The sequence below is a fragment of the Nocardia iowensis genome, assembly GCF_019222765.1.
GTDB classification, from domain to species: domain Bacteria; phylum Actinomycetota; class Actinomycetes; order Mycobacteriales; family Mycobacteriaceae; genus Nocardia; species Nocardia iowensis.
In genome coordinates, this window is the sequence record NZ_CP078145.1 from 1,332,200 (window position 1) to 1,358,090 (window position 25,891).

The following is a 25,891-nucleotide window of genomic DNA, read 5'->3' on the forward strand; positions in this document are numbered from 1 at the left end:
GCGCATGGAAAGATTCGGGGTATGTCCGTTCCTGCAGAAACCCCGGCCGCTGAACGCAAGCAGCGGGTCCTGTCCGGGATCCAGCCCACCGGTACCTCGTTCCACCTCGGTAACTACCTTGGGGCGCTGCAGTACTGGGTGACCATGCAGGACGACTACGACTCGCTGTACTTCATCCCGAATCTGCATGCGATCACCGTGCCGCAGGACCCGAAGCAACTGCGGGCCAAGACCAAGGCCGCCGCCGCACAGCTGCTCGCGCTCGGCATCGACCCGAAGAAGTCGACGCTGTTCGTGCAGAGCCAGGTACCCGAGCATGCCGAGCTGGCCTGGGTGCTCAGCAGCATCACCGGGTTCGGCGAGGCCAGCCGGATGACCCAGTTCAAGGACAAGTCGGTCAAGCAGGGCGCGGAGAACGCCTCCGTCGGCCTGTTCACCTACCCCGTCCTGATGGCGGCCGACATCCTGCTCTACCGCGCCCACCAGGTGCCCGTCGGCGAGGACCAGCGTCAGCACCTGGAGTTGACCCGAAACCTGGCGCAGCGCTTCAACACCCGGTTCAAGAAGACGTTCGTGGTGCCGGAGGCGCACATCGTCAAGGGCACCGCCAAGATCTACGACCTGCAGGATCCGACCTCGAAGATGAGCAAGTCGGCGTCCACCGACGCGGGCCTGATCAACCTGCTCGACGATCCGAAGGTGACCGCCAAGAAGATCCGCTCGGCCGTCACCGACACCGAGCGCGAGATTCGCTACGACCCGGAGCAGAAGCCGGGGGTGAGCAATCTGCTGGTGATCCTGAGCTCGCTGTCCGGCAACCCGATCGTGACGCTCGAACAGGACTACGCGGGCAAGGGCTACGGCGACCTGAAATCCGATGTGGCCGACGCGCTGGTGGAATTTGTCACGCCATTGCAGGCGAAGGTGCAAGAGTATTTGTCGGATCAGGGCGAACTCGACCGTATCCTCGCCGCCGGTGCCGAGCGCGCGCGAGAGATCGCCGGCAACACCCTCGCACAGGTATACGACCGAATGGGCCTGCTGGCCCGCTAACGGTCGGAACCTGCGAGATCTCTCCTGAAGGGGGCGAACTGGTGCAGGTGATCGACAACATCAAGGCCGGGATCGAACGACGGATCCAGGCGCTGCCGTGGCTGGACCACCTGGTCCGCGCGGGCGGGCGGTATCAACGTCAGCGCGGCGACTACTACGCGGCGGGCATCACGTATTTCACGGTGCTTTCGCTGTTTCCGCTGCTGATGGTCGCCTTCGCGGTCGCGGGTTTCGTGCTGTCGAGCAACCCGGAGCTGCTCGGCGAGGTGCAGACCAAGATCGTCGACAACATTCCAGGCTCGCTGGGTGAACAACTGAACGAGCTGGTCGACAAGGCGGTCGAGTCCCGCGGCACGGTCGGCGTGCTCGGCTTGCTGACCGGGTTCTATACCGGGCTCGGTTGGATGGCCAACCTGCGCGCGGCATTGACCGAGCAGTGGGAGCAGAAGACCCAGGAACAGAATTGGTTTCTGGCCAAGCTGTCCGATCTCGGCGCGCTGGTCGGCCTCGGCTTGGCCTTCGTTGTCTCGCTCGGGCTTTCCGCATTGGCGTCGAGCACGCTCGGCGCTCGGCTGCTGATCAGCCTCGGCCTTTCGGACCTGCCCGGCGCCCGGTTCTTGCTGGCGCTGGTGTCGATCTTCCTCGGCTTCCTCGCCTCCTGGGCGGTGTTCGCCTGGATCATCGCGCGGCTGCCGCGGGAACCGGTCACCCTGGCCAGTGCGGCCAAGGCCGCGGCGCTGGCCGCCGTGGTTTTCGAGGTGTTCAAGTTCGTCGCATCAATCTACCTGCAGACCGTGCTGTCCAGCCCCGCCGGCGCCGCGTTCGGCTCGATCATCGGCCTGATGGTCTTCAGCTACATCACCTACCGCATCATCCTGTTCGCCACCGCATGGGCCGCCACCGCCTCGGACAACGAGCGCGAAGCAGACATTCCGGCACCCCCGGCCGCGGTCATCGCCCCGCGTACCACCGTCCGCGAATTCTCCGTCGGCGCGGGCGCCACCTTCTTCGGCGCGGGCGCCCTAGCCGCCCTTGCCCTTTCCGGGCTGCGCCGCCCCCGCCGCTGAGCCGCGACCACCGGCAAGCCCTTACATCGACGTCTCGGCTGTCCGACCGCGCGTCACGTCTCGCCGCCGTACGGCGGGTAGGAAGTAGTCGCCGAGCTCGTCCGGGCCGGTTCCACCTCCGACGACGCCGATCGGCAGGTACAGATCGAAGAGCCACACCGCCAGGAGGCGACCGAATGACGGGTACGTGCCGTCTTGCGGACGAATGACAACCAAACCGAACAGCGCCTTGCCCACGGTGGTGTGGAAGATGGCCTGCATCACGACACGGTCGACTGCGGACGCGACCAGGAAGAAACCAACCGCGGCAACCGGATTCACGTCCAGCTGCTGCCAATCGTGTCGTGCAATGGCGGCTGGCGAGAACCCGGGGCCGATGGCGAGCGCCGCACCGACTCCACACCCCACATGGACAACCCAATCGACGATGAAGGCGAGGGTGCGGCGAAGCGTGCGTGGTGACGGGTACCGGGCATCGTCTTTCGCGCCGTGCCGCTTCTGCTTGCCCTGCGATTCGCCTACCGGCTTCATCGAGGTGTGTCCGCGCTCCCGGGTCAGTTGGTACTCCGGCCGCGACGATGTGCTCGTATCCAGCTCGGTGCTCGAATCGGTTGTCCGGAAAGTGAATTGGGGAGGAGTTCTGGACCTGGAGCGGTAGGCGTAACGCAGATCGCCGCCCCCGGGTCGAGAGACAACACCGTACTTCATCGGATCACCGGCGAACCAGATCTCGGAGGTCTTGTGGTTCACCAGCTTTCCGATATCTCTGGGCCAGGTGCTCAAGATGAGCGTCGATACCGGTCGGCGATGCTGATCGAGGAGTTGTACCCATTCATAGCGGCCGGTGGAGAGGTACTTCACCGGCCAGGGCAACCAGGGGTACCGCTTCAGCGCCTTCCGTCTCCGCCGGTTGGTCCACAGGAGTACGCCACCCAAGATCAGCCCTACCGTCATAGCGGCGGCAGCAAGATTGATACCGAGCGAAACGACCGTCGAAAGGTTCGAGCCGACCCGGTCTTTGATATCGATCAACACCACGGTGAGGGGAAAGCATGCGAGGCCGACCAAGAAGAGGAGCCAGCGGACCAGAACGCCCTTCCGCATGGCGAGCCTCGTCGCCGGGCAGGATTTGGCGGGCAACGGCGCGACAACATCATTGGCCATGATCATCGGCTCACAGATCCAGCGAGGACGGAGTATCGGACCGGGGGGCCGAGGTCGTGATGTGCACCGAGGACGCCATTGCGATGATCATCGGCAGAAATTCCTCCCCGTATTCGACGAACGTCGTAGAGAATTCGATGACCGCGATCGCGGAGCCATCCGAGGAAGGAACAACAGCCTCGAGCTGATAAATCTGCTGATCGAGATCGGGCGTTCGACCGGGAAGGTCGGGCGTTGGGAGGGTTCGCACTCTGTCCAGCATCAGCACGGGTTTTCCTGATACTTCGACCAGCTCGATATTCTTGAAAGTCTCGCCGCCGCCGCATCGTCTGGTCAGCAGCTCCGCCAAGGTCAGGCGGGGATTCCTGCGTTCGCCGTACTCGTTCAACGAGACGATCAGGTTCGATGAAATCAACTGACCATCCGAAGCCGAATGTCGGCCGAGACCGCAATACGCCGCGTTCAGCCGCGTGATCCGGGCGAGTAGCACCCGCAACGCCTGGAGCACCCCAGGTGCTGCCGAACTCACGGGGCCAGGGCCGACCTGAGCGAAGGTAGCTTCCGTTCGTGTTATCGCACGATCGATATCGTCGCGCGGGAGCCCGATGTAGCCATCCGGGATATCGATCGCGAGCGACAAGGATGCCGGTGCTCCAGTTGTCGTCATGTCAGTGATCCGATACCTGCGACGCAACGGGATTCAGAATCGAATGAACCACCTTGCCGGAACGGGCGAACAGGTCGACAGCCTCGGCGGTGGCGACCTCGGCGTTCCGCCCGGCCAGCCCGGTCAGCTGAAATACGTTGCGAGTGGCGTTGTCCAAGTTCAACGCATCGACAATGGTCGAAACACCGGGGATTTTTCCGGCTATCTTGGACGTCAGCAAAGGCTCATGGGTGACCGCGTTGTAGACGGACCCGCCGATGCGCTCGACCGCACCCAGCGATTGGGCGGCATGAGCGCCATCCGCGAGAGCCTCACTACCGCGCAGCAGGCCCCCGCCAACTTTCCCGGCCGCGATTCCGGCACCCCCGACGGGCGCGAATCCTAATGAGTCCAGCCCCACCGTCTTCCACGCATCCAGCTCCCCATTCTGCAGACCCGCACGGATCGTCGGATCGGACAAGTCGAGTGCCAAGAGTCCGGCGGTGGCGGCCGCGGCGAACGTGAAACCGATGATGTCGAAAGGCGGCGGCGTCACAAGAGCGACCAGGCTGCCGACCGCGGCAATGATCGAGAGCGCCTGGTGGACTCCCTCACGGTGCTCATCGATCCACTTACCCACGGCCGCGACCGCGTCCGCTATGCGATCCCAGATGCTCTTGTCCGGCGGACGGGGTGCGAAATCTTTTGCGGCGGCGTCCAATTCGGCAGCGATCCGGCGAGCTGTGCGGTCGTGCTGGCTCGCGAGGTCGCGGGCGCGCTGAAGGACGGAATCGATCTTCGCCTGCGAGTCGTCGACCGCGGCGCTTGCCGATCGGACCTTGGCGGCCGCCGCGTCGAGGCGGGATTGCGCGGCCTGGAGTTCACCTTGGTCGGTGAACATCACGTGCGCCAGGCCGAGGTCCGGGTTGGCCTGGGCCCGTTGCAAAGCCGCGACGGCCTGGCTGTGCCGTCCTTTCGCGTCCGCGGCCTCGGCTTCGAGTCCTTTGGCAATGTCCTGGTAGCCGACGAGATCGGTGTGCCACCCATCGAGCAGGGCGACAGCGCGTTCGAGCGATCGCTGCGCGTAGCCGAGATCTTGGGCCAGGGTGGCGTCGAAGTCCGCGCGGAAGGCATCGCCCGCGTCCCCCACCCACGCACTGTCGTTGCTGTTGCGCAGCCGGGACAGCAGTTCGTTGGTCTCCCGGACCGCGTCCGCCGCGGTGTCGATCTGTACGCGCAGCCCGCTCACATCGGTGGGCGCGCCGGGGACCGGGTTGAAACCGAGGTTGGGGTAAGGGTTCTCGCTCATGCCTGCACCTCGCTGGCGCTCGGCTCCGGCATGCGCGATGCGCACTGTGACACCATTCGCTCGCTGCGCTCGCTCATGGCGTGGCCTGCTCGAGCACTGTGGCGAGCGTGTTGTCGACGCCCTGGTAGGCGTCATGGCACTTGGCCACACCGTCCGCGGTGACCTTGGCCGCTTGGCCGATCCGCTCGATCCCGAAACGCCACCGGCGTTGGAAGCTGTCGGCCGCGTCGTTGAGCACCTGCGTACCGATATCGCCGTGGCCTGCGCTGGACATCGCCTGCATCGCGTCATTCAGTACCTGCTCGGCGCTACGCAGCGACCGGACCGTCTTGCCCAACAGCTCGATGTCCACGCCAAGAATCCCGGCCACGCCAATGCACCCCTTCGCACGCAATCGAGCCCGGTCGACAGAACTACTGATACCTCCATAGACGCAGCGGCGCAGGCATCGGTTCCATCCCCGCGGATATTCCGCGAGAGCTACTGTCGCCGGTTGATCCGGCGGGCGCCGAGGAGGAGAGCGAGGACCAGGATCGCGCCGCCGACGATCCAGACAGCCCGGTTGTCGTCGTGGTTGTCGTCGGCGAGTGGCTGGGATTGCTGGTCGGCGTCGCTGGGCGGTGGGGCGGCAAGGGCGGCACCGTTTTTGGGTTGCTTCCGGTCGGTGTCGGGGAGTCGGCCGACCGAGGTGCCGCGGGGGAGGGCGAAGCCGTAGTCGAGTAGGCGCGCCGCCTGGTCGGTGGGGCGCAGTGGGCGCACGTCGGCTTTGAGGAGGGTGACGACGAGACGGCGGCCGTTGCGTTCGGCGGCGGCGACGAAGGTCTGCCTGGCGTCGTCGGTGAACCCGGTCTTGCCGCCGATGGCGCCCGCGTAGTCGTAGAGCAGATGGTTGTCATTGCCGATGGGGAAGCCGGGATGGTCCTTGTCGCCCGGGATCTCCGGGTTCCCGGGATAACCGGGGAAGTCCACCTGCTCGGTGTGGATGAGCTCGGCGAACAGCGGAATCGTCATGGCCTCGCGGAACAGCACCGACAGGTCGTAAGCCGAGCTGCTCATGCCGGGACCGTCCAGCCCGGACGGGGTCGCCGTGCGAGTGTCCAAGGCGCCCAACGACTTCGCGAGCTCGTTCATCTTCGCGACGGTGGCCGCTTCGCCGCCGAGCTGGGTGGCGATGGCGTGCGCCGCGTCGTTGCCGGATGCCATGATCAGGCCCTGCATCAGCTGCCGGTTGGTATAGCGGCCGCCGGGACCGATACCGACCCGGGTGCCGTCGGCATTCGCGTCGTCCTGCGTGCCGACGATCACCTTGTTCAGATCCAGGGTGCGCAGCGCGATCGTGGCGAGCAGCACCTTGATGGTGCTGGCGGGCCGGTAGCGGCCGTGCGGATCCTTGGCCGCGAGCACCTCGCCCGTGTCCAGGTCCGAGAGCTGCCATGAGGTCGCCGAAATGTCCTGTGGCACGGCAGGCGCCCCCTTGGGCAGTACCAGGCCGCATTCGCCGAGCCTGCTGCCGCCGACGGGCGGCGTGGGAATCGGCAGCGCGTTGGGTGTCGGCTGGCCCGGTGCCGGCACCTCGGACAGGTCGATCGGCGCGGGCGGGCGCGTCTTCTGCGGGCAGGTGTCGGTGTTCGGCGTGGTGAACGGCGTCGGTGTCGTGCTGGGTGGCGCGGCGAACGACGGAACGGCGGTCGAGCCCGCGAGCACGGCCAGGGCGGCCAGCGCGGAACCGAGGCGAAGCGTGGCGCGGCGGCGCGAGTCCCGGATCTTCATCGTTCGCGAGCTTAAAGGGTTCCGCGGGATGAGGTCCGTCGCCAGACCGCGGATGGCCCCCTGAGCGCGTCGTGACTCGGATCATCGGGTGCCGAGTATTGACAGCTCCTATTAAATGAGAGTTACTATCAAAAAGTAGTATCTATCATTTCGGGAGGGATCATGAAGGCAGACTCGACCCGCCGCTGGCTTGCGCTCGGCGCGCTGTCGGTCGCGATGCTGACCATCGGGCTAGACGTCACGGTGCTCACCGTGGCGCTGCCAACGCTGGCTGTCGATCTGAATGCGAATACCGCTGCGCTGCAATGGTTCAGCAGCGCGTACACGCTCGCCCTGGCCGCCGTGATGCTGCCCGCCGGTGCGCTCGGCGACCGATACGGCCGCAAGAAGTTTCTGCTCGCGGCGCTGCTCGTGTTCGGTGGCGCGTCCGTTGCCTGCGCCTTCGCCGCCTCGGCGGGTCAGCTGATCGCCGCACGGGTGGTGCTCGGCGTCGCGGCCGCCGCGATGATGCCGCTGTCCATGTCGGTGCTGCCGTCACTGTTTCCGGAGCCGGCCGCGCGGCAGCGCGCGCTCACCATCTGGATCACCTCGACGGCGATCGGACTGCCGCTGGGGCCCATCGTCGGCGGCTGGCTGTTGCGGAACTTCTGGTGGGGGTCGGTGTTCCTGATCAACGTGCCGATGGTGATCATCGGCGCGCTGGCCGTGCTCGCCCTGGTTCCGGAATCGCGCAGCGAGAACCGATTTCGCGTGGACGTACCGAGTGTGCTGTTGTCGGTCGTCGGCATGCTCGGTCTCACCTACGGGTTCATTCGGATCGGCGAGCACGGTTGGGACAATGGACCGGCTTGGTCGGCAGTCGCGGCCGGGGTGCTGCTGCTCGGCGTGTTCGTGCTCTGGCAGCGAAGGACGGCGCATCCGCTCGTCGACCTCACGCTGTTCGAGACCACCGGATTCCGCTGGGGCACTGCCCTTTCCATCATCGTCAACTTCGCGATGTTCGGCATGTTCTTCACCGCGCCGCAGTATTTCCAGGCCGTTCTCGGCGTAGACGCACTGGGCAGCGGGCTGCGGCTGCTACCACTGATCGGCGGGCTGGTCGTCGGCAGCAGGCTGGTCGACCTGGCACTGCCGAAGCTCGGCGCCAGGGCAATGCTCGGTGTGGGATTCGCGCTGCTGGCGGGTGCGCTCGCGCTCGGCGCGATGACCACGGTGGACAGCGGCTACGGTTTCACCGCGCTGTGGACGACCCTGCTCGGCGCCGGCATGGGGCTGGCCATGCCGACGGCCATGGGCCTGGCAATGGGCGAACTCACCGCGGAACGTTCCGGTTCCGGTTCCGCGTTGATCCAAGCGCTGCGGCAGGCGGGTGGCACCATCGGTGTCGCGATCCTGGGCACGGTGCTGTCCACCCGCTACCGCTCGGAACTCGGCTCGTTGAACCGGGAACCGGTCTCCGACGGAGTGAACGCCGGGGTGGCGGTGGCGCACGAACTGGGCGACTCCACGGTCCTGCACCAGGTGCAGAACGCTTTCGTCGGCGGCATGGCCGCGATGCTCTGGGTCTGCGCGATCCTTTGCGCGTTGTCGGCCGCGGTCGCCGTCGCCTTCGTCCGATCGAAGCAGCCGGTCGAAGTCAGCGCTGCTGAAGCTCGGGAGCGGCTGGATGTCGGACCTGGCACGGATACGTCAGAATCGACACATGTCAGTTGAATTGTCCGGCGAAGAGCCAGCGGTGCGTGGCCTGCGGGAGCGGAAGAAGGAGCGGACTCGCCGGACGATTCGACTGGAAGCGTTCCGGCTGTTCCGCGAGCAGGGCTACAGCGAGACCACCGTCGAGCAGATCGCGGCGGCCGCCGAGGTGTCGCCGAGCACCTTCTTTCGCTACTTCCCGACCAAGGAACAGCTGGTGCTCGCCGATGACCTCGACCCGGTGCTGATCGAGGCGGTCCGAGCGCAGCCGCCCGACGTCACGCCGCTGGCCGCTTTCCGCAACGCGATGGTGGAGGTCTTCGAGCAACTGCCCGCGTCGGCGCAGGCCTTCGAGCAGGAACGGCAGGCGCTGATCTATCACGTGCCCGAGCTGCGGTCGGCCATCGGACTGGAAATGGAACGCAACATCGACATGGTGTCCACCATGATGGCCGAACGAGTCCAGGGCACCGCCGATGATTTCGATATCCGGGTACTGGCCGGCGCGTTGACGGGCGCGGGGCTCGCGGTCGCGAGAATTACGCCGCTGAATGTCGAAAACGTCGGCCGGATGCTGGATCTGCTGGAAGCGGGGTTGCCGATCGGGCAGGACAAGCCCGGCGAGTGAGGCTGCGCGTTCAAGCGGCTCTCTCGCCGGGGTTCCGGCCTGCGGGAAACCTACTGGGCCCCAGCCGCACTCGAATGGCGCAGCCGTTCCGGAGTGTCGTCGTCCATCGTGGAGAAGAATCCGCCGATCACGTCCTCGATCTCGGCAACCGACTCGGCGCAGTACAAAATCGGCTGGTAGTGCGTGATGTCGTAGACCGCGGTGCCCATCGCGGCGACGTCGAGCGGCCGTAGATCGGCATGCCGGAATTCCTCGATCTCACCGTAGGACGACAGCAATCCGGCACCGTAACAACGCACTTCGCCGTCTTCCCGGACCACCCCGAACTCCATCGAGAACCAGAAGACATTCGCGAGGAATTTCAGCGCGGATTCGGTCTCCAGCCGTCCTACGGCCGCACCGACCGCCTCGTAGATGGCGGCGAAGCGCGGGCTCGCGATCTGGTTGGCGTGGCCGATGATCTCGTGGATGGCATCGGGCTCCGGGGTGTACAGCGGCGCGGAATGATGCCGAATGTACTGGGTTGAGTGGAAGGTGCGGTCCGCGAACGAGCCGAAGAACTCCCGCAGCGGCACCAGCCCGGCGGCGGGGGCGTAGCGGAATCCGCTGAGCGGCACCAGTGCGGCCGAGACCTCGTCCAACTGGGGGATGTGGTCCTTGGGCAGCGCGAGCCGTGCCGAGGCCGCCAGCACTTCGGCGCAGGCGTAGGTGCGGTGCTTGCGGGCGAGTTCGGCCGACGCGATCCGCCACACCTCCTGTTCCTCGTCGGTGTAGGCGATCTGCGGAACGGGTTTGCCTGGGGCGTAATCGAGCGCCAGCGCGGCGATGGCATTGCGGCGGGCCCGGTAATCCGAGTCGTGCACGCCGGGGTGCTCGTCGCTCAGGTGGACGGTGACATCGCCATCGCCGGACCGGGTCACCGGCGAGTACAGCTGAGCTTCGGTGAACATACCTCGATGCAAGCACCGCTCGGGCCGTCCGACAACAAAAGCCCGTCCAGCTTGGCAAACTGCATAGCTGGTCGCGCTTCGGTGCGGAATTACCGGCATCGGACCGCGTATTCCGGCGACGAGCTGACCAGTGGCTCCCGGTGGCCTCGCGGTAGGTGCGCGAGCCGCCCTTTCGTCCGACACCACACGATGCCGAGTGTGTGCGGAGAGTCCGGACGGCGCCCGGTATGCGCTGCTGCCTCGGGCCAGCTTGGCCGCCGAACCCGGTGCAGCCGTGAAATTCTCGGTGCTCGCGCCGCGAATTTCGGTGACTGTGCTTGATTTGCCAGACATGAGCGGGCCGGACAGCGCAAAATGGCGAATGTACGAAGGAGGACGCATGAAATCCGTGCGGATCGATCTCGACCAGAAGTTGCTCGCCGCCGCGGCCGCCATCATGGGGACCTCGACGAGCAATGCCACCATCAACGAGGCACTGCGCCGGATCGTCGTGCACGAACGCCAGCTGCATCATCTCGAAAAGCTGGCCGCCACCGCATTGTTCAGTCTCCCGGCCGCCGAGGTCGTGGTCGTCGACGGCTAGTCAGCGGCTCAGGGTTTCGAGCACCGCAGGCCCTCGGCCGGTGGTGTCAGATCGATCAGGTACTTCAGTACCGGCTCGTCGACGCAGGCGATGCCCTCCAACGCGGCGCCGTGCTGCGTGCCCTCGTAGGTGATCAACGCGGCGCCAAGGGCTTTGGCGAGGTTGACACCACCGGCGTATGGCGTCGCCGGATCGCCGGTCACCGCGACGACCACCAGCTCGGGCAGGCCCACCGCCGTGGGCACATGCGGTTGCGCGGTCGGCGGGACCGGCCAGAACGCGCAGGTGCCGAGGGGCGCCTCGGCATTGATCAGGCCATCGTCGAAAGCGGGTGCGGCGGCGCGGGATCGGTGATCGATATCGGCCGCCACGGCGCGGTCGGTCACCCGGACCTCCTCCAGGCACAGCACCGCGCGGTGCACGTCGTCGGAGGAGACCTCCTGGTAAGCGCCCGCCTCGCCGAGCAGCGCTTCGCCGTTTCCCTTGGTGAGTTCGGTCAAGCCCTTGGTGAGCGCGGGCCAGGAATCGGGATGGTAGAGCGCGGAAATGGTCGCGGTCGTCGCGGCGTTGTAGTCCAGCCCGCGGCGATCGGGCGTGATGATCGGATGTTCGATGAGGGGGAGTACCAGCGCGCGGTAGACGTCGTTGGCCTTCTTCGGGTCGGTGCCAAGCGGGCAGTCCGGTGCCTTGGCGCAGTCGGCGGCGTAGGCGTCGAACGCCTGCTGGAAACCGGCCGCGGTGATCACCTCGTCGCCCATATTCGTCGTCGGATCGACGGGAGCGTCCAGGACCATCGCGCGCACTCGATCCGGAAACAGTTCGGCATAGGTCGAACCGAGGCGTGTGCCGTAGGACCCGCCGAAGTACGTCAGCTTCTGCTCGCCCAGCGCGGCCCGGATGACATCCATGTCGCGGGCGACGTCACCGGTGCCGACGTGCCCGAGCAGCGCGAGTCCGGTCCGCTGCGCGCATGAGTTGGCGTAATCCTCGTTGTCCTGCTCGATCTGGTCGATCTCCGCGAGCGGATCGGTCCGGCCGAGTACGAAGCGATCCGTCTCGTATTCGGTGGCTGTGCGGCAGCTGACGCGCGGGGTCGAGGCGCCGAGCCCGCGCACGTCCATCCCGATCACGTCGAAACGTTCGGCCACCGGCGTTTTCGCCAGCGCGAGCGGCATGGTCAGCCCCGGCACACCCGGTCCGCCCGGGTTCGTCAGCAGCGCCGCCACCCGCGTGCCCTGCGCGCGCAGCCGGGAGATCGCGATCCGAGCGGTGTCGCCGTCGGGCTTTCCGTAGTCGATCGGCACTGTCACCCGCGCACATTCGATTCCGGCCGCGGTGAGCTCGCCACCACCCTGGTAGCCCTCGCACGAACCCCAGCTCAGCTTTTGCTGGTAGTACCGATCCAGGTTCGGGACCGGTGGCGGGGCGGGCTCCTCGGCCTTGTCGCACGCCGTCACCAGCATGCCCGCGGCGATCACCGCGGCCAACAGAACGGCATGCCGGATTGCCGCGGTTCCCTTGCGCGGTTTGACCATTCATGTGCCCCTGTACTCGATCGACGCACTCAGTGTGCCCGACGGTCGCCGATCCGCAATCGGCAGGATCGGACAACTCGGGCGGCCCCGCGTTCGCGGGCAACATGTCGGTAGGGCCTGGCACACTGCGTGACACTGTCGCCGTGACCAAGGGGTGGAACGATGCCGGTCTCTCTTATCGATGTACCCGTCGAGCAACGGCCGCGCGAGCGTCTGCTCGCCCTCGGTCCACACGCGCTCAGCGATGTCGAACTGCTGGCCTTGCTGCTACGACACGGCAGGCCCGGCGCGAGCGCGCTGGACCTGGCGGTGGAACTACTCGTCGAACACGGCGGGCTGACCGGGCTGGCCGCGGCACGCCCCGAGGAACTGTCCCGCCGCGCCGGCGTCGGGGTGGCGAAGGCCGCGGCCCTCATCGCTGCCTTCCACCTCGGCTCCCGGGCCCGCGGCGACACCGCCACCCCGATCCGCCTCGGCGGCGCGGCCGATGTCGCCGCCGTCGCTCGCCCACTGTTCACCGGCGACCGCGTCGAGCGGCTGCTCGTCCTGGTGTGCGACGCGCAGAACCAGTTGCGGCAGAAGGTATTCGTCGCCGAGGGCGCGGTGGACCAGGTGGCGGTACCGGTCCGGGAAATCCTGAACACCGTCCTGCGCCACGACGGCCGCGCCTTCGCCGTCGTGCACAATCACCCCTCCGGAGACCCCACCCCTAGCCTCGACGACCGTCGCGCCACCACCCTGCTCGCCGAAGCCGCCCGCACCGTCGGCCTCCGCTTCCTCGACCACGTGGTGGTCGCGGGCGAGGCCTGGTCCAGCGCCCCGGCCATCGTCGGCAACCACTGACCGAACGCTCGGGTCGATGCCGTCGGACCCGCCGGGGTGGTGTGACCGAAGTCGGCACCGTGCCGATTGTGGTCCGTCACAACGCTGGTGCCGTGATGTCGGCGAATAATCCGTTAGCGCAACATGATTCGTTGCCTTGAATTATCATTCATCGAACCCCAGTTGATATGGGTGAAGTGACGGGCGGTTCACATGGAAAATATGCATCACGGCGCGAGCGCGGCCGGCTGGGAGATCGCGGGGGCGGTCCTGATGGTGGCCTGGATGGTGGTGATGTGGGCCGCGGTAGCGGTTTTGGCCTTCGCCATCCGGGGGCAGGTGCGGCCATGGATGTACCGGACCAGTCTCGGTGTCATCGCCTTGGGGGTGATCGCGCAGATCGGCCATTTCCAAGAGCACATCGCGCAAGCCGGTTACTGGATAGCGCATTCGAACGCGCCGGCCTGGATGACCCCGTGGGGCACTGGTCTGGCCAACGGGTTCGGCCAGGTCGATACCTCGAAGCCGACGCTGGGCATGGAGATCCTGCACCTGGTCGGCAATTTTCACTTCCTCGCCGGCTTGGTCGGCGTCGCGCTGATCACCCATCGCGCCCTGGAGAGCAAGGCGCGCAAGTGGGGGCGGATGGGCGTGTTGATGCAGGGCATCCACGGCATCGAGCACATCGCCCTGACGGTCTCGGTGCTGTTGGGCGCGAAGGCCTTCGGGTTGTCCACCTGGTTCGGGCTGCTCGACCCCGGCCCAGGACTGTGGACCTACCGGGTCTGGTGGCACTTCTTCGCCAATGTGATCGGCACGACGATCTTCGCCATGGCGTTGTTCCACTTGTGGCGGGAGCGGGCCACCATCGAAGCGACCTTCGGAGCACCGGCGACCGGCTCGGCCGGGCAACCGGAATCGGTGCAGGCCGAGGGGGCAGGGTCCGCTGGGACGCCGGTGCCCGTCGGCTAATTCGCCGTCCTGTGGTGGCCTGGATCGGCGGAACTCCATCCCTGCCGCCACAGGCGTTCGAACCCGTCCAAGAGCAGATCGAGGGCGAATTCGAACTCGAACTGATCGTCGCAGCCCGGGCCGACGATCGACTGATCGTCGTGATCCGCTCGGACGGCGATCTCCGCGATGTGCGGGTACTCGGCTGAAAGGTGTTGCAGCGCGGCGGCTTGCGCCTGCGGGTCCGGGTTGGCGGAATTGTCGAACAGCTCCTGGGTGAAGCCGAATATGCGGCTGCCCAGCGCGTGCATCACGTGATGGGTGAGGTCGACCGAGAAGCCGCCTGCCCGGAACATCCTGATGATCGACTCCAAATATGCCAGTACCGCGGGCGTCGGCGCGGGGCGGGATTCGATCACGCGCGAGGCCCACGGGTGCCGCTGGAGGGTTCGTCGCGCAGCGAGGATGCGCTGCCGGACCGCCGGTTTCCAGTCGAGGTCTGAATCCGGCGGGTCGATCTCCGCCACGAGGACGTCGACGACGCCGTCGAGTAGTTCGTCCTTGTTCGCCACGTGTTTATAGAGAGCCATCGGAACGACGCCGAGTTGCTGGGCGAGGTTGCGCATGCTGAGGGAGTCGATACCAGCGTCGTCGGCGAGGGCGATGGCCGCACGCAGTACCCGGTCTTTGTTCAGCGGGGTGCGGGCCTTGTCCCGGTCAGCCATCGATCGCCTTCTGCTCTTTGTTTCCCTCTTGACTGGTGTACAACGTACACCCTAGTCTTTCGGTCAGCGAGGTGTACGACGTACACCTCGGTGCGATGAGGAGGACTCCCATGAGCTCAACGAGGACGACGGCGGTGATCGCAGGTGCGCTCTTCCTGCTCACGGAGGTCACCGCGGTGGCGGGGCTGGCGCTGTACCGGCCGGTTCTGGACGACGCGAGTTACATCATCGGCGCCGGGGCCGACGGGCGCGTGCTGACGGGCGGTCTCTTCGAGCTCATCCTCGTTGTCGCCGTCGTCGGCACAGCGACCACGCTGTACCCCGTCCTCGAACGGCACGGCAAGAATTTGGCGCTCGGCTACCTGTGTGGTCGGTTGCTGGAAGCCGCCGTCATCGCTGTCGGGATCGTCAGCGTGCTGTCGATAGTGACGTTGCGACAGGACCTCGCGGGAACCGACAACCCAGCATTGATCACCGTGGGCAGATCCCTTGTCGCCATGCACGACTGGACGTTCCTGATTGGACCCAATTTCATCCTGGGTGCCAATAGTTTGTTGCTCGCCATCTTGATGTACCGCTCCCAGCTGGTGCCGCGGCCCATCGCCGTCCTCGGTCTCATCGGCGGCCCGCTCATCTGCGTTTCGGCGACCGCCGTCCTTTTCGGGCGCTACGAACAGCTTTCGGCGTGGGGCTCGATCGCCGCGCTACCGGTGTTCGCGTGGGAGGTCGGTCTCGCGCTGTACCTGATCATCAAGGGTTTCAAGCAGTCGCCCGCCCCCACCCACGCCATCACGACCTGAGGGGAAGTCTTGATCAACGGCACATGACAGTGCCGCTACTCGCGAAACATCGCAATCATGTGCCGTTGATCATGAAACCCGTTACCGGGGGCCGTTGTTCGGTGAGTCGGCCGTTGTGGCGGGGGCGGGGAGTGGGGTCGCCTTGTCGGGGTGGGAGGTCTCGGTGACGCCGGGGATCCGGTCTTGAACAACGAAACTGGCGCGGGTGTGAATGGGTGCGCCGGGCGTTCGGATGTAGGGCACAACCCGGAAGTCGTTGCGCCACAGGTTGTGATCGAGTTCGACGCGGACGTAGCCGCGTTGGGCATTGAAGAATTTGAGGTCGGGGTTGGCGGCGAGCAGGTTGCGGCCGGAGTCGTGCATGTCGACCCCGTCGCCGCCGCTGGAGATCGATGTGCCGATGAATTCCGATGCCACGACGGGTGATTCGGGATCGGCGTAGTCGGTGCGCAGATCGGCGGCCTGGTTCTGGTGCCGGTCTCCGGTGATCACGACGAGGTTGCGCACGCCGCGGTCGGCGGCCGCGCCGAGCACCGTGTTGCGGTCTGCCACGTATCCGTCCCAGGAATCCGTGCCCACCGCGGTGACCGGGCCGGCGTCCTGGTCGGCCTGGGCCATCGATACCTGGTTACCGATGATCTGCCAGCGGGCGGGGGAGTTGGCGAACCCGTCGATCAGCCAATCCCGTTGCCGCGCACCAAGAATCGTGCGATCGGCGGCGAATCGATCGGTGCAGTCGATGACGGTGTTGCCGTCGCCGCAAGCCTGCTTGCTGCGGTACTGGCGGGTGTCGATCATCGTGATCTCGGCCAGGTCGCCGTACCCGTAGCGGCGGTGCAAGTGCATTGCCGACCCGGTCGGCATTTGCTCTATACGCAGCGGTTGGTGTTCGTACATCGCCTGGAAGGCGGCGGCCCTGCGGCGGCGGAACACCGCCGGAATGCGATAGATATCGAACCCGAGCCCGGGTGAGTCGCCCGCCCAGTTGTTGTCGATCTCGTGATCGTCCATGGTGACCAGCCAGGGGAATGCGGCATGCGCGGCCCGCAGCGGCTGCTCGGCTTTGGCCTGCGCATAGCGCAGCCGGTACCCGGCCAGATCCATCGCCTCGGCCTGGAACTGCGGTTCCGGCGCCATCCCAACGCGCCCCCGATTCCAGCCGCGCTCATAGATGTAGTCACCCAGATGCACAACCAGGTCAAGGTCTTCGGCACTCATGTGCTCGTAGGCGGTGTAGTAGCCCGAATTCCAGGACTGGCACGAAGCGAAGGCGAACCGCATCCGCGCGGTCGGCTGCCCCGGCAGCGGAGCCGTGCGCGTCCGCCCCACCGGTGAAATCACCGACCCCGCCCGAAACCGATAGAAATACCACCGATCCGGCGCCAATCCACCGACCTCCGGATGCACGCTATGCGCCAATTCCCTTGTCGCGACCGCACTCCCGCGCGCCACCACCTGCCGAAAGCCCTCGTCATGCGCGACTTCGTACTCCACACTCACCGGCCGCAGAGGCATCCCACCGAGCCCATCCGGCGCGAACGGATCCGGCGCCAACCGCGTCCACAACACCACCCCGTCCCCAGTCGGATCCCCGGAAGCCACCCCCAAACTGAACGGATCCTCGGACCACCGCGGCACCCGGAACACCCCGCTACTCGCCGCCGAAGCCCCCACCAGCACCGCAGCCGACCCGGCACCCGCGAATCTCAACAGCTGTCGACGAGACAGATCCATACGTCAGGGTATATCGACAGCAGGGCCCGGGCTGGTCAGCTGGCGGGGCCCAGGTTCAGGGGTTGGTATTCCGTCTCGGGCGGGTCGGCAGTGATGTCGCCTGCGACCGGGGATGCGGCGCTGAGCGAGGCGGCTGCGGCGCTGCCGGTGGCGATGCCCGCGGCGACTCCGGCGCCGAGGGCGACGCCGAAGGGGGCGGCGGCGACGCTGCCGGAGCCGAGCATGGCGCTGCCGGTGCCTGCCATCGCGGCGAAGGGGGCGGCCGCGGCGCCTGCGCCCGCGAGGCTTGCGCTGCCGGAGCCGAGTGCGGCGCTACCTGCGCCGAGTGCGGCGAGGGGGGTGCCGAGCCCGCCGGTGGCGACGCTGCCCGAAGCGCCGGCGGCGGCGCTGCCTGCGCCGAGTAATGAGGCACCGGTGCCGAGGGTGACTCCGAGGGGTGCGAGGGTGGCGCTGCCGGTGCCCGCGGCCGCGCTGCCGGTGCCGAGCAGCGCGGCCCACGGGGCGGCGGCGGTGCTGCCGGTGCCGAGTGCCGCGCTACCGGTGACGATGAGGCTGGCCATACCGAGGCCGAGTGCCGCGCCGCCGGTGCCGAGCGGTCCCGCGACGTTGACGGCGGCCGGGTACAGCAGGGTGCCGAGTACGGCGCGACTGGAGTTGGTAGCTGCGCCATGAGTATTCGCGGCGGCCGAGGTCGCATGCTGGGCGGCGGGGCCGGTGGGCGGCGCGGTGCCGGTCGGTGCACTCGACATCGCGGCCGCGGCGACCAGTGTGGGGCAGGTCAGCATGGTGGCGGCGATCGCCGTTCGGAGCACGTACATGGGTGAGCGCCTTCCTCACGGGCCACGCACGATGGATTGTCGTGGCGTGGCTGACGATATGTCCGGCAACCTGGCGAGCACGTACAAGATCAACTTACCGGCTACTTTTCGCTGTTGATGGCAAATCGCTATCGAGACGGCGCCGAGCTGGGCGTCTGCTACCTCGCTACTGTCCAAGACATGGGAATCACGCTCAGCGAAGGCACCATTGCCCTGCTCGACGGCAAGAACTATGCGGTGCTTGCCACGATCAACGCCGACGGCAGTCCGCAGACCTCGGCGATGTGGGTCCTCAGGGACGGCGACGACCTGCTGTTCTCCACCCTGGAGGGCAGGCTGAAGCATCGCAATATGCTGCGCGACGCCCGGGTGAGCGTCACCGTGCTCGACGCCGCCGACGGCGAGAACTACGTCGAACTGCGCGGCAGGGCAACGATCACTCCCGATATCGACCTTCGTGTCGCCCACCGGCTGTCGTGGAAGTACGACGGCAAGGACCACGCGGAACCCGAACCGGGGCAGATCCGGGTCGTCGTTCGGGTCACGGTCGACAAAGCGACCGGATACGCGGCCTGACACCGGCGACGCGCGGTACCGGCGTCGCACCTGAGCCCGATCGGCCCGTCACTAGGGTGGGTCGGCATGGACACCGCTTCGGTTGCACGGTCGACGTGTGTGCCCATTCATCGGCTCGGTGGCGGAACCCGGGGTCGCTTCGGGAGCGCGTCGCCCGTCATCGTCGCGGCGGCGTGCTTGATCCTGCTGCAACTGGCGCTTCGAGGTTGGGTAGCGGGCAGCGGCTACTTCTACTGGGACGACCTCATCCTGGTCGGCCGGGCAGGCAGGTATCCGCTGTTTTCCACGGACCTGCTGTTGCACGACCACGACGGGCATTTCATGCCGCTCGCCTTCGTCACCGCATGGGTGGTGACCGAGGTGGCCCCGCTCGCGTGGGCGGGTCCGGTGCTGACGCTGCTGGTTTGGCAACTCGCGGTGTCGTTGTCGGTGCTGCGTGTGTTGTTCGTGCTGCTCGGCGCCCGGTGGACGCTGCTCGTCCCGCTCACCTTCTTCCTGTTCTCGCCGGTGACGCTTCCGGCATTCGCCTGGTGGTCAGCGGCGTTGAACGCACTGCCGCTGCAATTCGCGCTTGCCTGGGTCATCGGGGACGCACTGCTCTTGGTTCGCAGTGGGCGGCGGCGGTATGCCGTGTCCGGGACCGTCGTGCTCGTGATCGCGCTGTTGTTCTTCGAGAAGTCGGTGATCATCCCGTTCGTCGCGTTCGCCGTCGCGGTGCTTGCGCATTATGTCGACGGGCGACCACATCATGTCGACGGGCGGCACTCCGCCATTCGCGTGGTGGCACGGCGTGGCGCGCGGCTCTGGGTGGGCTCGGGGCTGGTGCTGCTGTGCTGGCTCGCGGGCTATCTCACGGTGGTCGGCGTTTCCGGGGTGCACAACAACCCGCTGGGCATGCGTGACTGGCTGCCCAACGCGACATCGCTCGGCATGGTGCCCGCGCTGGTCGGCGGGCCGTGGCGGTGGGAGCGGTGGTTGCCCGCCGCGCCGTGGGCCGATCCGCCCGGTGCGGCGGTGGCTGCGGCGTGGATCATCCTGATTTCGGTTGTGGCACTGTCGGTTTACGCGCGGCGCAGCGTGTGGCCGGTCTGGTTGTTCGCCGCTGTCTATGTGCTGCTGATGCAGGTGCCCGTGGCATTGGTGCGTGGTGGTCCGAACACCGCGGCCGAACTCATGCAGTCGCTGCGCTACTTCGCCGATTTCGGCGTGACATTGTCCGTCGTCGGTGCGTTGATACTGCGGGCGAGCCCGCGCGAGCACACGCAACGCCTGCTGCTCGGTCCGCGCGCCGCGATTCCGCTGATGGTGCTGTTCGTCGTGAGCAGCCTGTGCTCCACCTACACATTTGTCCGTTCCTGGAGCCCGAGCCCGACCAAAACCTATGTCGCGAACGTGAAGTCGGCGCTCGAGCACTGGGATGGTGTGCCATTGCTGGAGCAGGAGGTTCCGTGGGACGTCCTCAACCCGCTGGCTTACCCGCAAAACCTTGCCAGCCAAGTCTTTTCACCCATTACCGCGCCGGGCACGTTCGCCGACTCGACCCCGCACCTGCGCATGATCACCGACACCGGTGCCATTGTCGAGGCGCAGGTCTGGTGGAACCGCCGCATCATTCCCGCCCCGGACCCGCACTGCGGCTATCGGATCCACGGCGGCGACCCGGTTCCCATCGATCTCGACGGTCCCATGTTCGAGCACGAATGGACCGCCCAGCTCAACTACCTCGCCAACCGAGACGGCCAGCTGGCAGTCGCTTTCGAGCACGGCAAAACGGTGGCCGCTCCGGTCCGGCAAGGCCTCAACACGGTCTTCGTTCGATTGGTAGGTAGTGGCTCGGCGCTCCGAATCTCCTCGCGCACCGAAGGTCTCGTCGTCTGCATCGGCTCCGGCCCGGTCGGCGTTGCCTCCTATGACAACTAGCTGGGCACCGGTGTCCGCTACCCGCAGGTGATGTCCGCCGGCGGCTCCAGGTCGATCAGATACTTCAGTATCGGTCCGTCGACACACGACACACCTTGCAACGCCGCGCCGTGCTGGAACCCTTTGTAGGTGATCAGTGCGGCGTCCAGGAATCGGGCCAGGTTGCGCCCGCCCGTATACGGAGTGGCCGGATCTCCGGTCGTCGCAACGACCACGGTCTTCGGCAGGCCGGGCGCTACGGGCACATGCGGCTGGGAGGTAGGCGGTACCGGCCAGAAGGCGCAGACCCCCAGCGGCGCCAGGCCGGTGGCGCGGCCGTCGTCGAAAGCCGGTGCCGCCGCGCGGACTCGGCGGTCGGTCTCGGCGGCGGCGGCGCGATCGGTGGACCGTACCCCGTCGAGGCAGAGCACTGCCTGGTGCAGATCCCGATCGACGACGCCGTTCACCTTGTCCGCGATGGTCAGCAATGTGTCGCCGCGTCCCCGCGCGAGCTCAACCAACCCCTGGGTGAGCACGGGCCAGAGTTCCGCGTTGTACAGCAAAGCGGTCACCGCGGTGAGTGCGTCGGGATATCCGAGTCCGCGTGGGTCATTCGTCGCGGCCGGACGGTCTATCAACGGAGTGATCAGCTTCCGCAGTCCGGCATTCGCGTCCTCGCCGAGTGGGCAACTGCTGTCCTTGGCACAGTCCACTGCGTAGGCGTCGAATGCCTGCTGGAAACCTACCGCGGCGCGCATCGGATCGAGTACATCCGCCGTAGGATCCAGGGCCGCGTCGAGGACCATCGCGCGCACTCGGTCCGGGAACGTTTCCGCGATCGTCGCACCGAGTTTGCTGCCATAGGAACCGCCGAAATAGGTCAGCTTCTCGTCACCGAGCACGGCCCGGATCACATCGAAATCGCGCGCGACCTCTCTGGTGCCGACATGGCCGAGCAGTTCGAGGCCGGTGCGTTGCACACACTTCGCGGCGTAGTTCGCGAACTCCAGCTCGGTCTGTGCGATACCAGCGGACGACATGTCGACATCGAGGTCTTGCCGTTCTGCCTGAAATTCCTCCTCGGTCAGGCACTCGACCTTCGGTGTCGACGCGCCGAGACCGCGCACGTCGATGCCGATGACATCGAATCGTTCGGCCAAAGCCGACTTTTCGGCCAGCTGGCGAGGTAGGCCAAGGCCGGGTCCACCCGGCCCGCCCGGGTTGGTGAGCACCGAGGCGACCCGCTCACCAGTTGCCCGTAGCCGCGAGATCGCGATCCGAGCGGTCGCTCCGTCGGGCCTGTCGTAGTCGATGGGCACCGTCACCCGCGCGCACTCGATCCCCGCGGCACCCAAACCCGCGCCGCCCGCGTAGCCGTCACATGATTCCCACGCGAGTGACTGCTTGTAGTACCGGTCCAACGTCGGGCTCGGTGCGGCGTGGGAGTGGCCACCACCGGCCACGAGGAGCACTGCGGCGACGACCCCGAGCCGAGCCGAAGCGCGCGGTGATCGGGTGTTTCCGCTGGTCCAGCTGAACATTCGGTTACTCCCATTGATTTGGTGAGCTGCTGTTCCTCCTGCACGACGCACCGAACCAGTTGCGCCAGACGATATTCGTCGCCGCGGGGCCGCTGGATGAGTGCGCGCCGCGATCGACATCGTGGATCGTCACCGAATTCGAACCGGGCTCAGCGTGGTCGGTCCGGCCTAGTGGATGCGTGACCAGCCGAGCACGCCACTACAGATCTCGGGCATGCGACACCGAGTGGTCAGTGCCGGAAGGGGCCGGTTACCTCGTAGGTGATGCCGTCGCTGCTCGAACCCGTGGTGCCGCGCTGGGAGGAGAAGTAGAACCGCTCACCTGCCGGGTTGAACGCGGGCCCGGCGATCTCGGACCTGCCCGACCTGTCTACCTGTAGAAACGGCGCGACCGCGCCGTCCGCGATGATGCAGATCTGCATGTCGCCGCCGTCCTCGGCGACGAAGAGGTCGCCATTGGACGCGCCGGTCACGTTGTCGACGCCCGACAGCGGCGCACCGTTGCCGGGTTCGTAGGTGAGCGAAAGCTGGTTGCTCGCAGCGTCATATGCCCAGACCTTGTTGTCGCCCTTGGTAGTGAACCAGCACGTACCGTCGGCGTAGTAGCAGCCCTCTCCGCCGTTGAAGACCTTTGAGCCGGGCACCTGTAGCCGAGTAGGCGTGGACGATGCCGACGGATCCGGGATTGCCTGCCAGCTGAGGCTGCCGTTGGTCTCGACGAGAACTTCGAGTTGGCCTGCTGCCAGATCGGGCCAGGACGACGGAACGAATCGATAGAACCGGCCGTCGCGCCGGTCCTCGGTCATGTACACGACCCTGCGGTCCGGATCGACCGCACACGCCTCATGGGTGAACAATCCCATCGCAGGCCGACGGACGGCAGGTTTGACGCCCCACGGGTCGGTTTCGAATACCGCCCCCTTGTCCACCTCTTCGCAGGACAGCCAAGTGTTCCATGGAGTGGCGCCACCAGCGCAGTTCCGATTGGTGCCGGACAGCGTGCGATGCGCACCGGTGATGGACCCATCCGCAGCGAACTTGATCGCACCGACCCCGCCGGTGCGGTCGATCTCGCTGTTGGACACGTAAATCCACCCCGAGCCGTCGGCGAAACAGGCGCCACCATCGGGCGCGGGATGCCAGGTGTAGCCCGCCACCTGTTGCCCCGACCGAGCGACGATCCGACTGGTGAAGCCCTTCGGCAGGAACACCCCGTTGGCGTCCGGCCGCGTCGCCAGCGGTCCATACGGCGACTCACCCGGCACGGCACCGGCACTGAACGCCTCGAGCCATGACGCACCGCCGAACGCGGCAACCCCACCAACTACGCTCACGCGCAGGAAGTTACGCCGATCCACAACACCCTCCAACACAGGTTGATACGGCTCCGGCAGCGAGCCGGTTGTGCGATCACGCCACGATGCGTCAGTGGAAGTTTAACCGTTTGCGGTAAGCCAGATCTCGGAAAGTGCCGGGCACGGTTGAGCTGTTCACTCGAAATTGGGTTGGTGTGCAAGCACTTCCGAGTGCATTCAGGAGAGCACCCGCCAAGGCGGCTATCCGGTGCCCGATCCGGATGCCGCGCCCGAGTTTGCGAGGTCGACCGCCTTGGTCAGTAACGTGATGCGCTGAGCCGAGACGTCCCAAGGCGTTCCCGTCGGCTCGAGTGTCAGCACAACAATGATCCTGTTGTCGTCTGCGCCGACGGATCCGGTCGTGTGCATGGCTCGTTTCGTGAGGTCGATAGGCGGCCCATCGGGGGATGGTGTGCCTTGCCTGGAAGACGGGTTCTCGCGGATTCCGTCCGGGCCCAGGGTGATTGGGCCAGCTGCGGCGGCGTCGATCATTTCGCGCGGAATTCGTGGTTTCGGGTTCCCGGGTATGCATTCCTTGCCCGGGTCCGGAGCGGCGCCGAACCCGGACCACCCCTGTTTGACGGCCCACGGCCGGTCGACTGCGCGCGGAATACCGAAGGACTGGTCGAACCCGTCCTGGGCGCACTTGGTCGACGCGCGCAAATTGCTCACCATGAATTGGCGCACCGACGGGCTCGCCGTATCGAGGATATAGCGGTAGACAGTCACCACGTCGGCCGCACTGATCGCGGTATAGCCCCACATTCCGCGCGATGCGGGCGGTGCGGTGTCGGTCAGGCCGAGCTTCGCCACCATTCGCTCGACGATCTTGTCCCACCCACCCAGAACCCACAGGTAGCTCGCGGCGTCGTCGTCACTGGAACGCAACATCGCCTGCAGCCGTGGCACATCGTCGGCGGGCAAGTTCTGCGGGTCGTGCGATTCCAGATAGTCGAGGGCAATCAGCAGTTTGACCACCGACGCGGACCGGTACTGCTTGTGCGCATCGAATTGCACACGCGAGTCGCCGGTTACGCGATCGAAGACCACGAAACTGGCCTCCATACCGGGCGGCACAGCATCCGAGACGGGATCAGCAACAGCCGGTTGCGCTCCGATTCCCGTCAGCACGGCGACCGCGAACAGCGCAGTGAACAGCCTGGACGGTGTCAGCGGCGCTGTCCGTCGCTGGGGTCGAAGAGATTTCGCGTAGAGCACCATATTTCCCCGTAGGTCGAATCGGCGGCCTAACATGCGCACTTGATAATGCAGAACCCTAGCGGTGTGCGACAGCATGTGCCAGATCCGTTGCGTGACTGGGGATCACGATCGGGGACCTGCGCACCTGCCGACCATGGCAGCAGAGGGCCGACCCGGACATCTTCGAGGCGATCGAACAACGAAAGCCGCCTTCATCTTTCGATGGAGGCGGCCTTCGCGTCGTGCTTGGTCAGATCGAAGCCGGGGGACTTCAGCGGGCGAAGAGCAATGCGCGCTTGACTTCCTGGATGGCTTTGGTTACTTCGATGCCGCGGGGGCAGGCGTCGGTGCAGTTGAAGGTGGTGCGGCAGCGCCAGACTCCCTCGACGTCGTTGAGGATGTCGAGGCGTTCGCGGGCGCCTTCGTCGCGGCTGTCGAAGATGAAGCGGTGCGCGTTGACGATGGCGGCGGGGCCGAAGTAGCTGCCGTCGCTCCAGTACACGGGGCAGGAGGTGGTGCAGCAGGCGCAGAGGATGCACTTGGTGGTGTCATCGAAGCGGGCGCGGTCGGCCTGGCTCTGGATGCGCTCGCGGGTCGGCTCGTTACCCGAGGTCATCAGGTAGGGCTTCACCGCGCGGAACGCGTCGAAGAACGGCTCCATGTTCACCACGAGGTCCTTCTCCACGGGCAGGCCGCGGATCGGCTCGACGGTGATCGTGATCGACTTGCCGCCCTTGGGCAGCATGTCCTTCATCAGCACCTTGCAGGCCAGCCGGTTCACCCCGTTGATCCGCATGGCGTCCGACCCGCACACGCCGTGCGCGCAGGAGCGGCGGAAGGTGAGCGTGCCGTCCAGGTAGGACTTGATGTAGATGAGCACGTTGAGGAAGCGGTCGGTCGGCAGGACCGGTACCTGGAACGACTCCCAGTGCGCGCCCTTCTCGTCCTCCGGATTGAACCGGGCGACCTTGACGGTGATCATCACCGAGCCCTCGGGGACCGGGGCGGGCTTGGCCGGGGGTGTCTTCTCGAGTACGCCGGGGGACGGTGAGGCGGCGGAGCCGCCGGGGTGG

24 protein-coding genes are annotated in these 25,891 nt (G+C 66.4%); 10 read left to right on the forward strand and 14 right to left on the reverse strand.

The window, feature by feature from the left end; all coding sequences use genetic code 11:
- The first annotated feature begins 21 nt into the window (after positions 1–21).
- Positions 22–1,053: a tryptophan--tRNA ligase gene (gene trpS / locus KV110_RS05965; protein ID WP_218474138.1), complete on the forward strand. Its 1,032-nt coding sequence runs from the start codon at positions 22–24 to the stop codon at positions 1,051–1,053.
- A 41-nt stretch (positions 1,054–1,094) separates the two neighbouring features.
- A complete protein-coding gene (gene yhjD / locus KV110_RS05970; RefSeq protein ID WP_218474140.1) occupies positions 1,095–2,120 on the forward strand; it encodes an inner membrane protein YhjD in 1,026 nt (341 codons plus the stop codon).
- A gap of 21 nt (positions 2,121–2,141) precedes the next feature.
- On the opposite strand, the gene KV110_RS05975 is transcribed toward yhjD, so the two are convergent.
- From KV110_RS05975 to KV110_RS05995, 5 genes are all read right to left on the reverse strand, one after another.
- Positions 2,142–3,284 (reverse strand): RDD family protein, encoded by a 1,143-nt coding sequence (locus tag KV110_RS05975; protein ID WP_218474142.1) that lies wholly within the window; start codon positions 3,282–3,284, stop codon positions 2,142–2,144.
- 10 nt (positions 3,285–3,294) lie between these two features.
- Positions 3,295–3,924, reverse strand: a complete 630-nt coding sequence (locus KV110_RS05980) for a hypothetical protein (RefSeq protein WP_218474143.1) — start codon at positions 3,922–3,924, stop codon at positions 3,295–3,297.
- Between the two features lie 28 nt (positions 3,925–3,952).
- Positions 3,953–5,239 carry a hypothetical protein gene (locus KV110_RS05985; protein WP_218474144.1) on the reverse strand — a complete coding sequence of 429 codons (1,287 nt, stop codon included), beginning with the start codon at positions 5,237–5,239 and terminating at the stop codon, positions 3,953–3,955.
- Positions 5,240–5,312: 73 nt separating this feature from the next.
- Positions 5,313–5,609 (reverse strand): hypothetical protein, encoded by a 297-nt coding sequence (locus tag KV110_RS05990; RefSeq protein WP_218474146.1) that lies wholly within the window; start codon positions 5,607–5,609, stop codon positions 5,313–5,315.
- A 110-nt stretch (positions 5,610–5,719) separates the two neighbouring features.
- Positions 5,720–7,009, reverse strand: coding sequence for a D-alanyl-D-alanine carboxypeptidase family protein (locus tag KV110_RS05995; protein ID WP_218474148.1), 1,290 nt, complete (start codon positions 7,007–7,009; stop codon positions 5,720–5,722).
- A gap of 162 nt (positions 7,010–7,171) precedes the next feature.
- Here KV110_RS05995 and KV110_RS06000 point away from each other — a divergent pair, with 162 nt between their 5' ends.
- On the forward strand, positions 7,172–8,722 hold the full coding sequence (locus tag KV110_RS06000; RefSeq protein ID WP_218474150.1) for an MFS transporter: 1,551 nt from the start codon (positions 7,172–7,174) through the stop codon (positions 8,720–8,722).
- Positions 8,712–9,329: an acyl-CoA-like ligand-binding transcription factor gene (locus KV110_RS06005; RefSeq protein WP_218474151.1), complete on the forward strand. Its 618-nt coding sequence runs from the start codon at positions 8,712–8,714 to the stop codon at positions 9,327–9,329. Before KV110_RS06000 ends, KV110_RS06005 begins: the two co-directional genes overlap by 11 nt.
- A gap of 50 nt (positions 9,330–9,379) precedes the next feature.
- Here the strand turns inward: KV110_RS06005 and KV110_RS06010 are convergent, their stop codons facing one another.
- Complete coding sequence (locus KV110_RS06010; RefSeq protein ID WP_218474153.1) at positions 9,380–10,279, reverse strand: phenylalanine 4-monooxygenase; 900 nt, start codon at positions 10,277–10,279, stop codon at positions 9,380–9,382.
- Positions 10,280–10,658: 379 nt separating this feature from the next.
- On the opposite strand from KV110_RS06010, the gene KV110_RS06015 reads away from it, so the two are divergent.
- Complete coding sequence (locus tag KV110_RS06015) at positions 10,659–10,862, forward strand: type II toxin-antitoxin system VapB family antitoxin (RefSeq protein WP_218474155.1); 204 nt, start codon at positions 10,659–10,661, stop codon at positions 10,860–10,862.
- An 8-nt stretch (positions 10,863–10,870) separates the two neighbouring features.
- Here KV110_RS06015 and KV110_RS06020 read toward each other — a convergent pair whose 3' ends face one another.
- The gene (locus tag KV110_RS06020; protein ID WP_218474156.1) at positions 10,871–12,397 is read right to left on the reverse strand and encodes an alpha/beta hydrolase; all 1,527 of its coding nucleotides are present in this window, start codon (positions 12,395–12,397) and stop codon (positions 10,871–10,873) included.
- A gap of 162 nt (positions 12,398–12,559) precedes the next feature.
- Here KV110_RS06020 and KV110_RS06025 point away from each other — a divergent pair, with 162 nt between their 5' ends.
- Both KV110_RS06025 and KV110_RS06030 read left to right on the forward strand, forming a co-directional pair.
- The gene (locus KV110_RS06025; protein ID WP_218474158.1) at positions 12,560–13,240 is read left to right on the forward strand and encodes a JAB domain-containing protein; all 681 of its coding nucleotides are present in this window, start codon (positions 12,560–12,562) and stop codon (positions 13,238–13,240) included.
- A gap of 192 nt (positions 13,241–13,432) precedes the next feature.
- The gene (locus KV110_RS06030) at positions 13,433–14,191 is read left to right on the forward strand and encodes a DUF6008 family protein (RefSeq protein WP_218474159.1); all 759 of its coding nucleotides are present in this window, start codon (positions 13,433–13,435) and stop codon (positions 14,189–14,191) included.
- Here the strand turns inward: KV110_RS06030 and KV110_RS06035 are convergent.
- Positions 14,188–14,895 carry a TetR/AcrR family transcriptional regulator gene (locus KV110_RS06035; protein ID WP_218474161.1) on the reverse strand — a complete coding sequence of 236 codons (708 nt, stop codon included), beginning with the start codon at positions 14,893–14,895 and terminating at the stop codon, positions 14,188–14,190. The genes KV110_RS06030 and KV110_RS06035 overlap by 4 nt on opposite strands.
- A gap of 110 nt (positions 14,896–15,005) precedes the next feature.
- On the opposite strand from KV110_RS06035, the gene KV110_RS06040 reads away from it, so the two are divergent.
- The gene (locus KV110_RS06040; protein ID WP_218474162.1) at positions 15,006–15,695 is read left to right on the forward strand and encodes a DUF4386 domain-containing protein; all 690 of its coding nucleotides are present in this window, start codon (positions 15,006–15,008) and stop codon (positions 15,693–15,695) included.
- Positions 15,696–15,776: 81 nt separating this feature from the next.
- Here the strand turns inward: KV110_RS06040 and KV110_RS06045 are convergent, their stop codons facing one another.
- Together KV110_RS06045 and KV110_RS06050 are read right to left on the reverse strand one after the other, a co-directional pair.
- Positions 15,777–17,429: an alkaline phosphatase D family protein gene (locus tag KV110_RS06045; protein WP_218474164.1), complete on the reverse strand. Its 1,653-nt coding sequence runs from the start codon at positions 17,427–17,429 to the stop codon at positions 15,777–15,779.
- 35 nt (positions 17,430–17,464) lie between these two features.
- Positions 17,465–18,247 (reverse strand): hypothetical protein, encoded by a 783-nt coding sequence (locus KV110_RS06050; RefSeq protein WP_218474165.1) that lies wholly within the window; start codon positions 18,245–18,247, stop codon positions 17,465–17,467.
- A gap of 180 nt (positions 18,248–18,427) precedes the next feature.
- Here KV110_RS06050 and KV110_RS06055 point away from each other — a divergent pair, with 180 nt between their 5' ends.
- Both KV110_RS06055 and KV110_RS06060 read left to right on the forward strand, forming a co-directional pair.
- Positions 18,428–18,823 (forward strand): PPOX class F420-dependent oxidoreductase, encoded by a 396-nt coding sequence (locus KV110_RS06055; RefSeq protein ID WP_218474166.1) that lies wholly within the window; start codon positions 18,428–18,430, stop codon positions 18,821–18,823.
- A gap of 99 nt (positions 18,824–18,922) precedes the next feature.
- Entirely contained in the window at positions 18,923–20,743 is a 1,821-nt protein-coding gene (locus KV110_RS06060) for a hypothetical protein (RefSeq protein WP_246634368.1), read from the forward strand.
- 17 nt (positions 20,744–20,760) lie between these two features.
- Here the strand turns inward: KV110_RS06060 and KV110_RS06065 are convergent, their stop codons facing one another.
- The 4 genes from KV110_RS06065 to KV110_RS06080 all read right to left on the reverse strand — a co-directional run bounded on the left by KV110_RS06065 (position 20,761) and on the right by KV110_RS06080 (position 25,800).
- Positions 20,761–22,263: an alpha/beta hydrolase gene (locus KV110_RS06065; protein ID WP_218474168.1), complete on the reverse strand. Its 1,503-nt coding sequence runs from the start codon at positions 22,261–22,263 to the stop codon at positions 20,761–20,763.
- 230 nt (positions 22,264–22,493) lie between these two features.
- Positions 22,494–23,597, reverse strand: coding sequence for an alkaline phosphatase PhoX (locus KV110_RS06070; RefSeq protein WP_218474170.1), 1,104 nt, complete (start codon positions 23,595–23,597; stop codon positions 22,494–22,496).
- Between the two features lie 222 nt (positions 23,598–23,819).
- Positions 23,820–24,872: a hypothetical protein gene (locus KV110_RS06075; protein ID WP_218474172.1), complete on the reverse strand. Its 1,053-nt coding sequence runs from the start codon at positions 24,870–24,872 to the stop codon at positions 23,820–23,822.
- A gap of 217 nt (positions 24,873–25,089) precedes the next feature.
- Positions 25,090–25,800 carry a succinate dehydrogenase iron-sulfur subunit gene (locus KV110_RS06080; protein ID WP_246634694.1) on the reverse strand — a complete coding sequence of 237 codons (711 nt, stop codon included), beginning with the start codon at positions 25,798–25,800 and terminating at the stop codon, positions 25,090–25,092.
- Positions 25,801–25,891 lie beyond the last annotated feature (91 nt).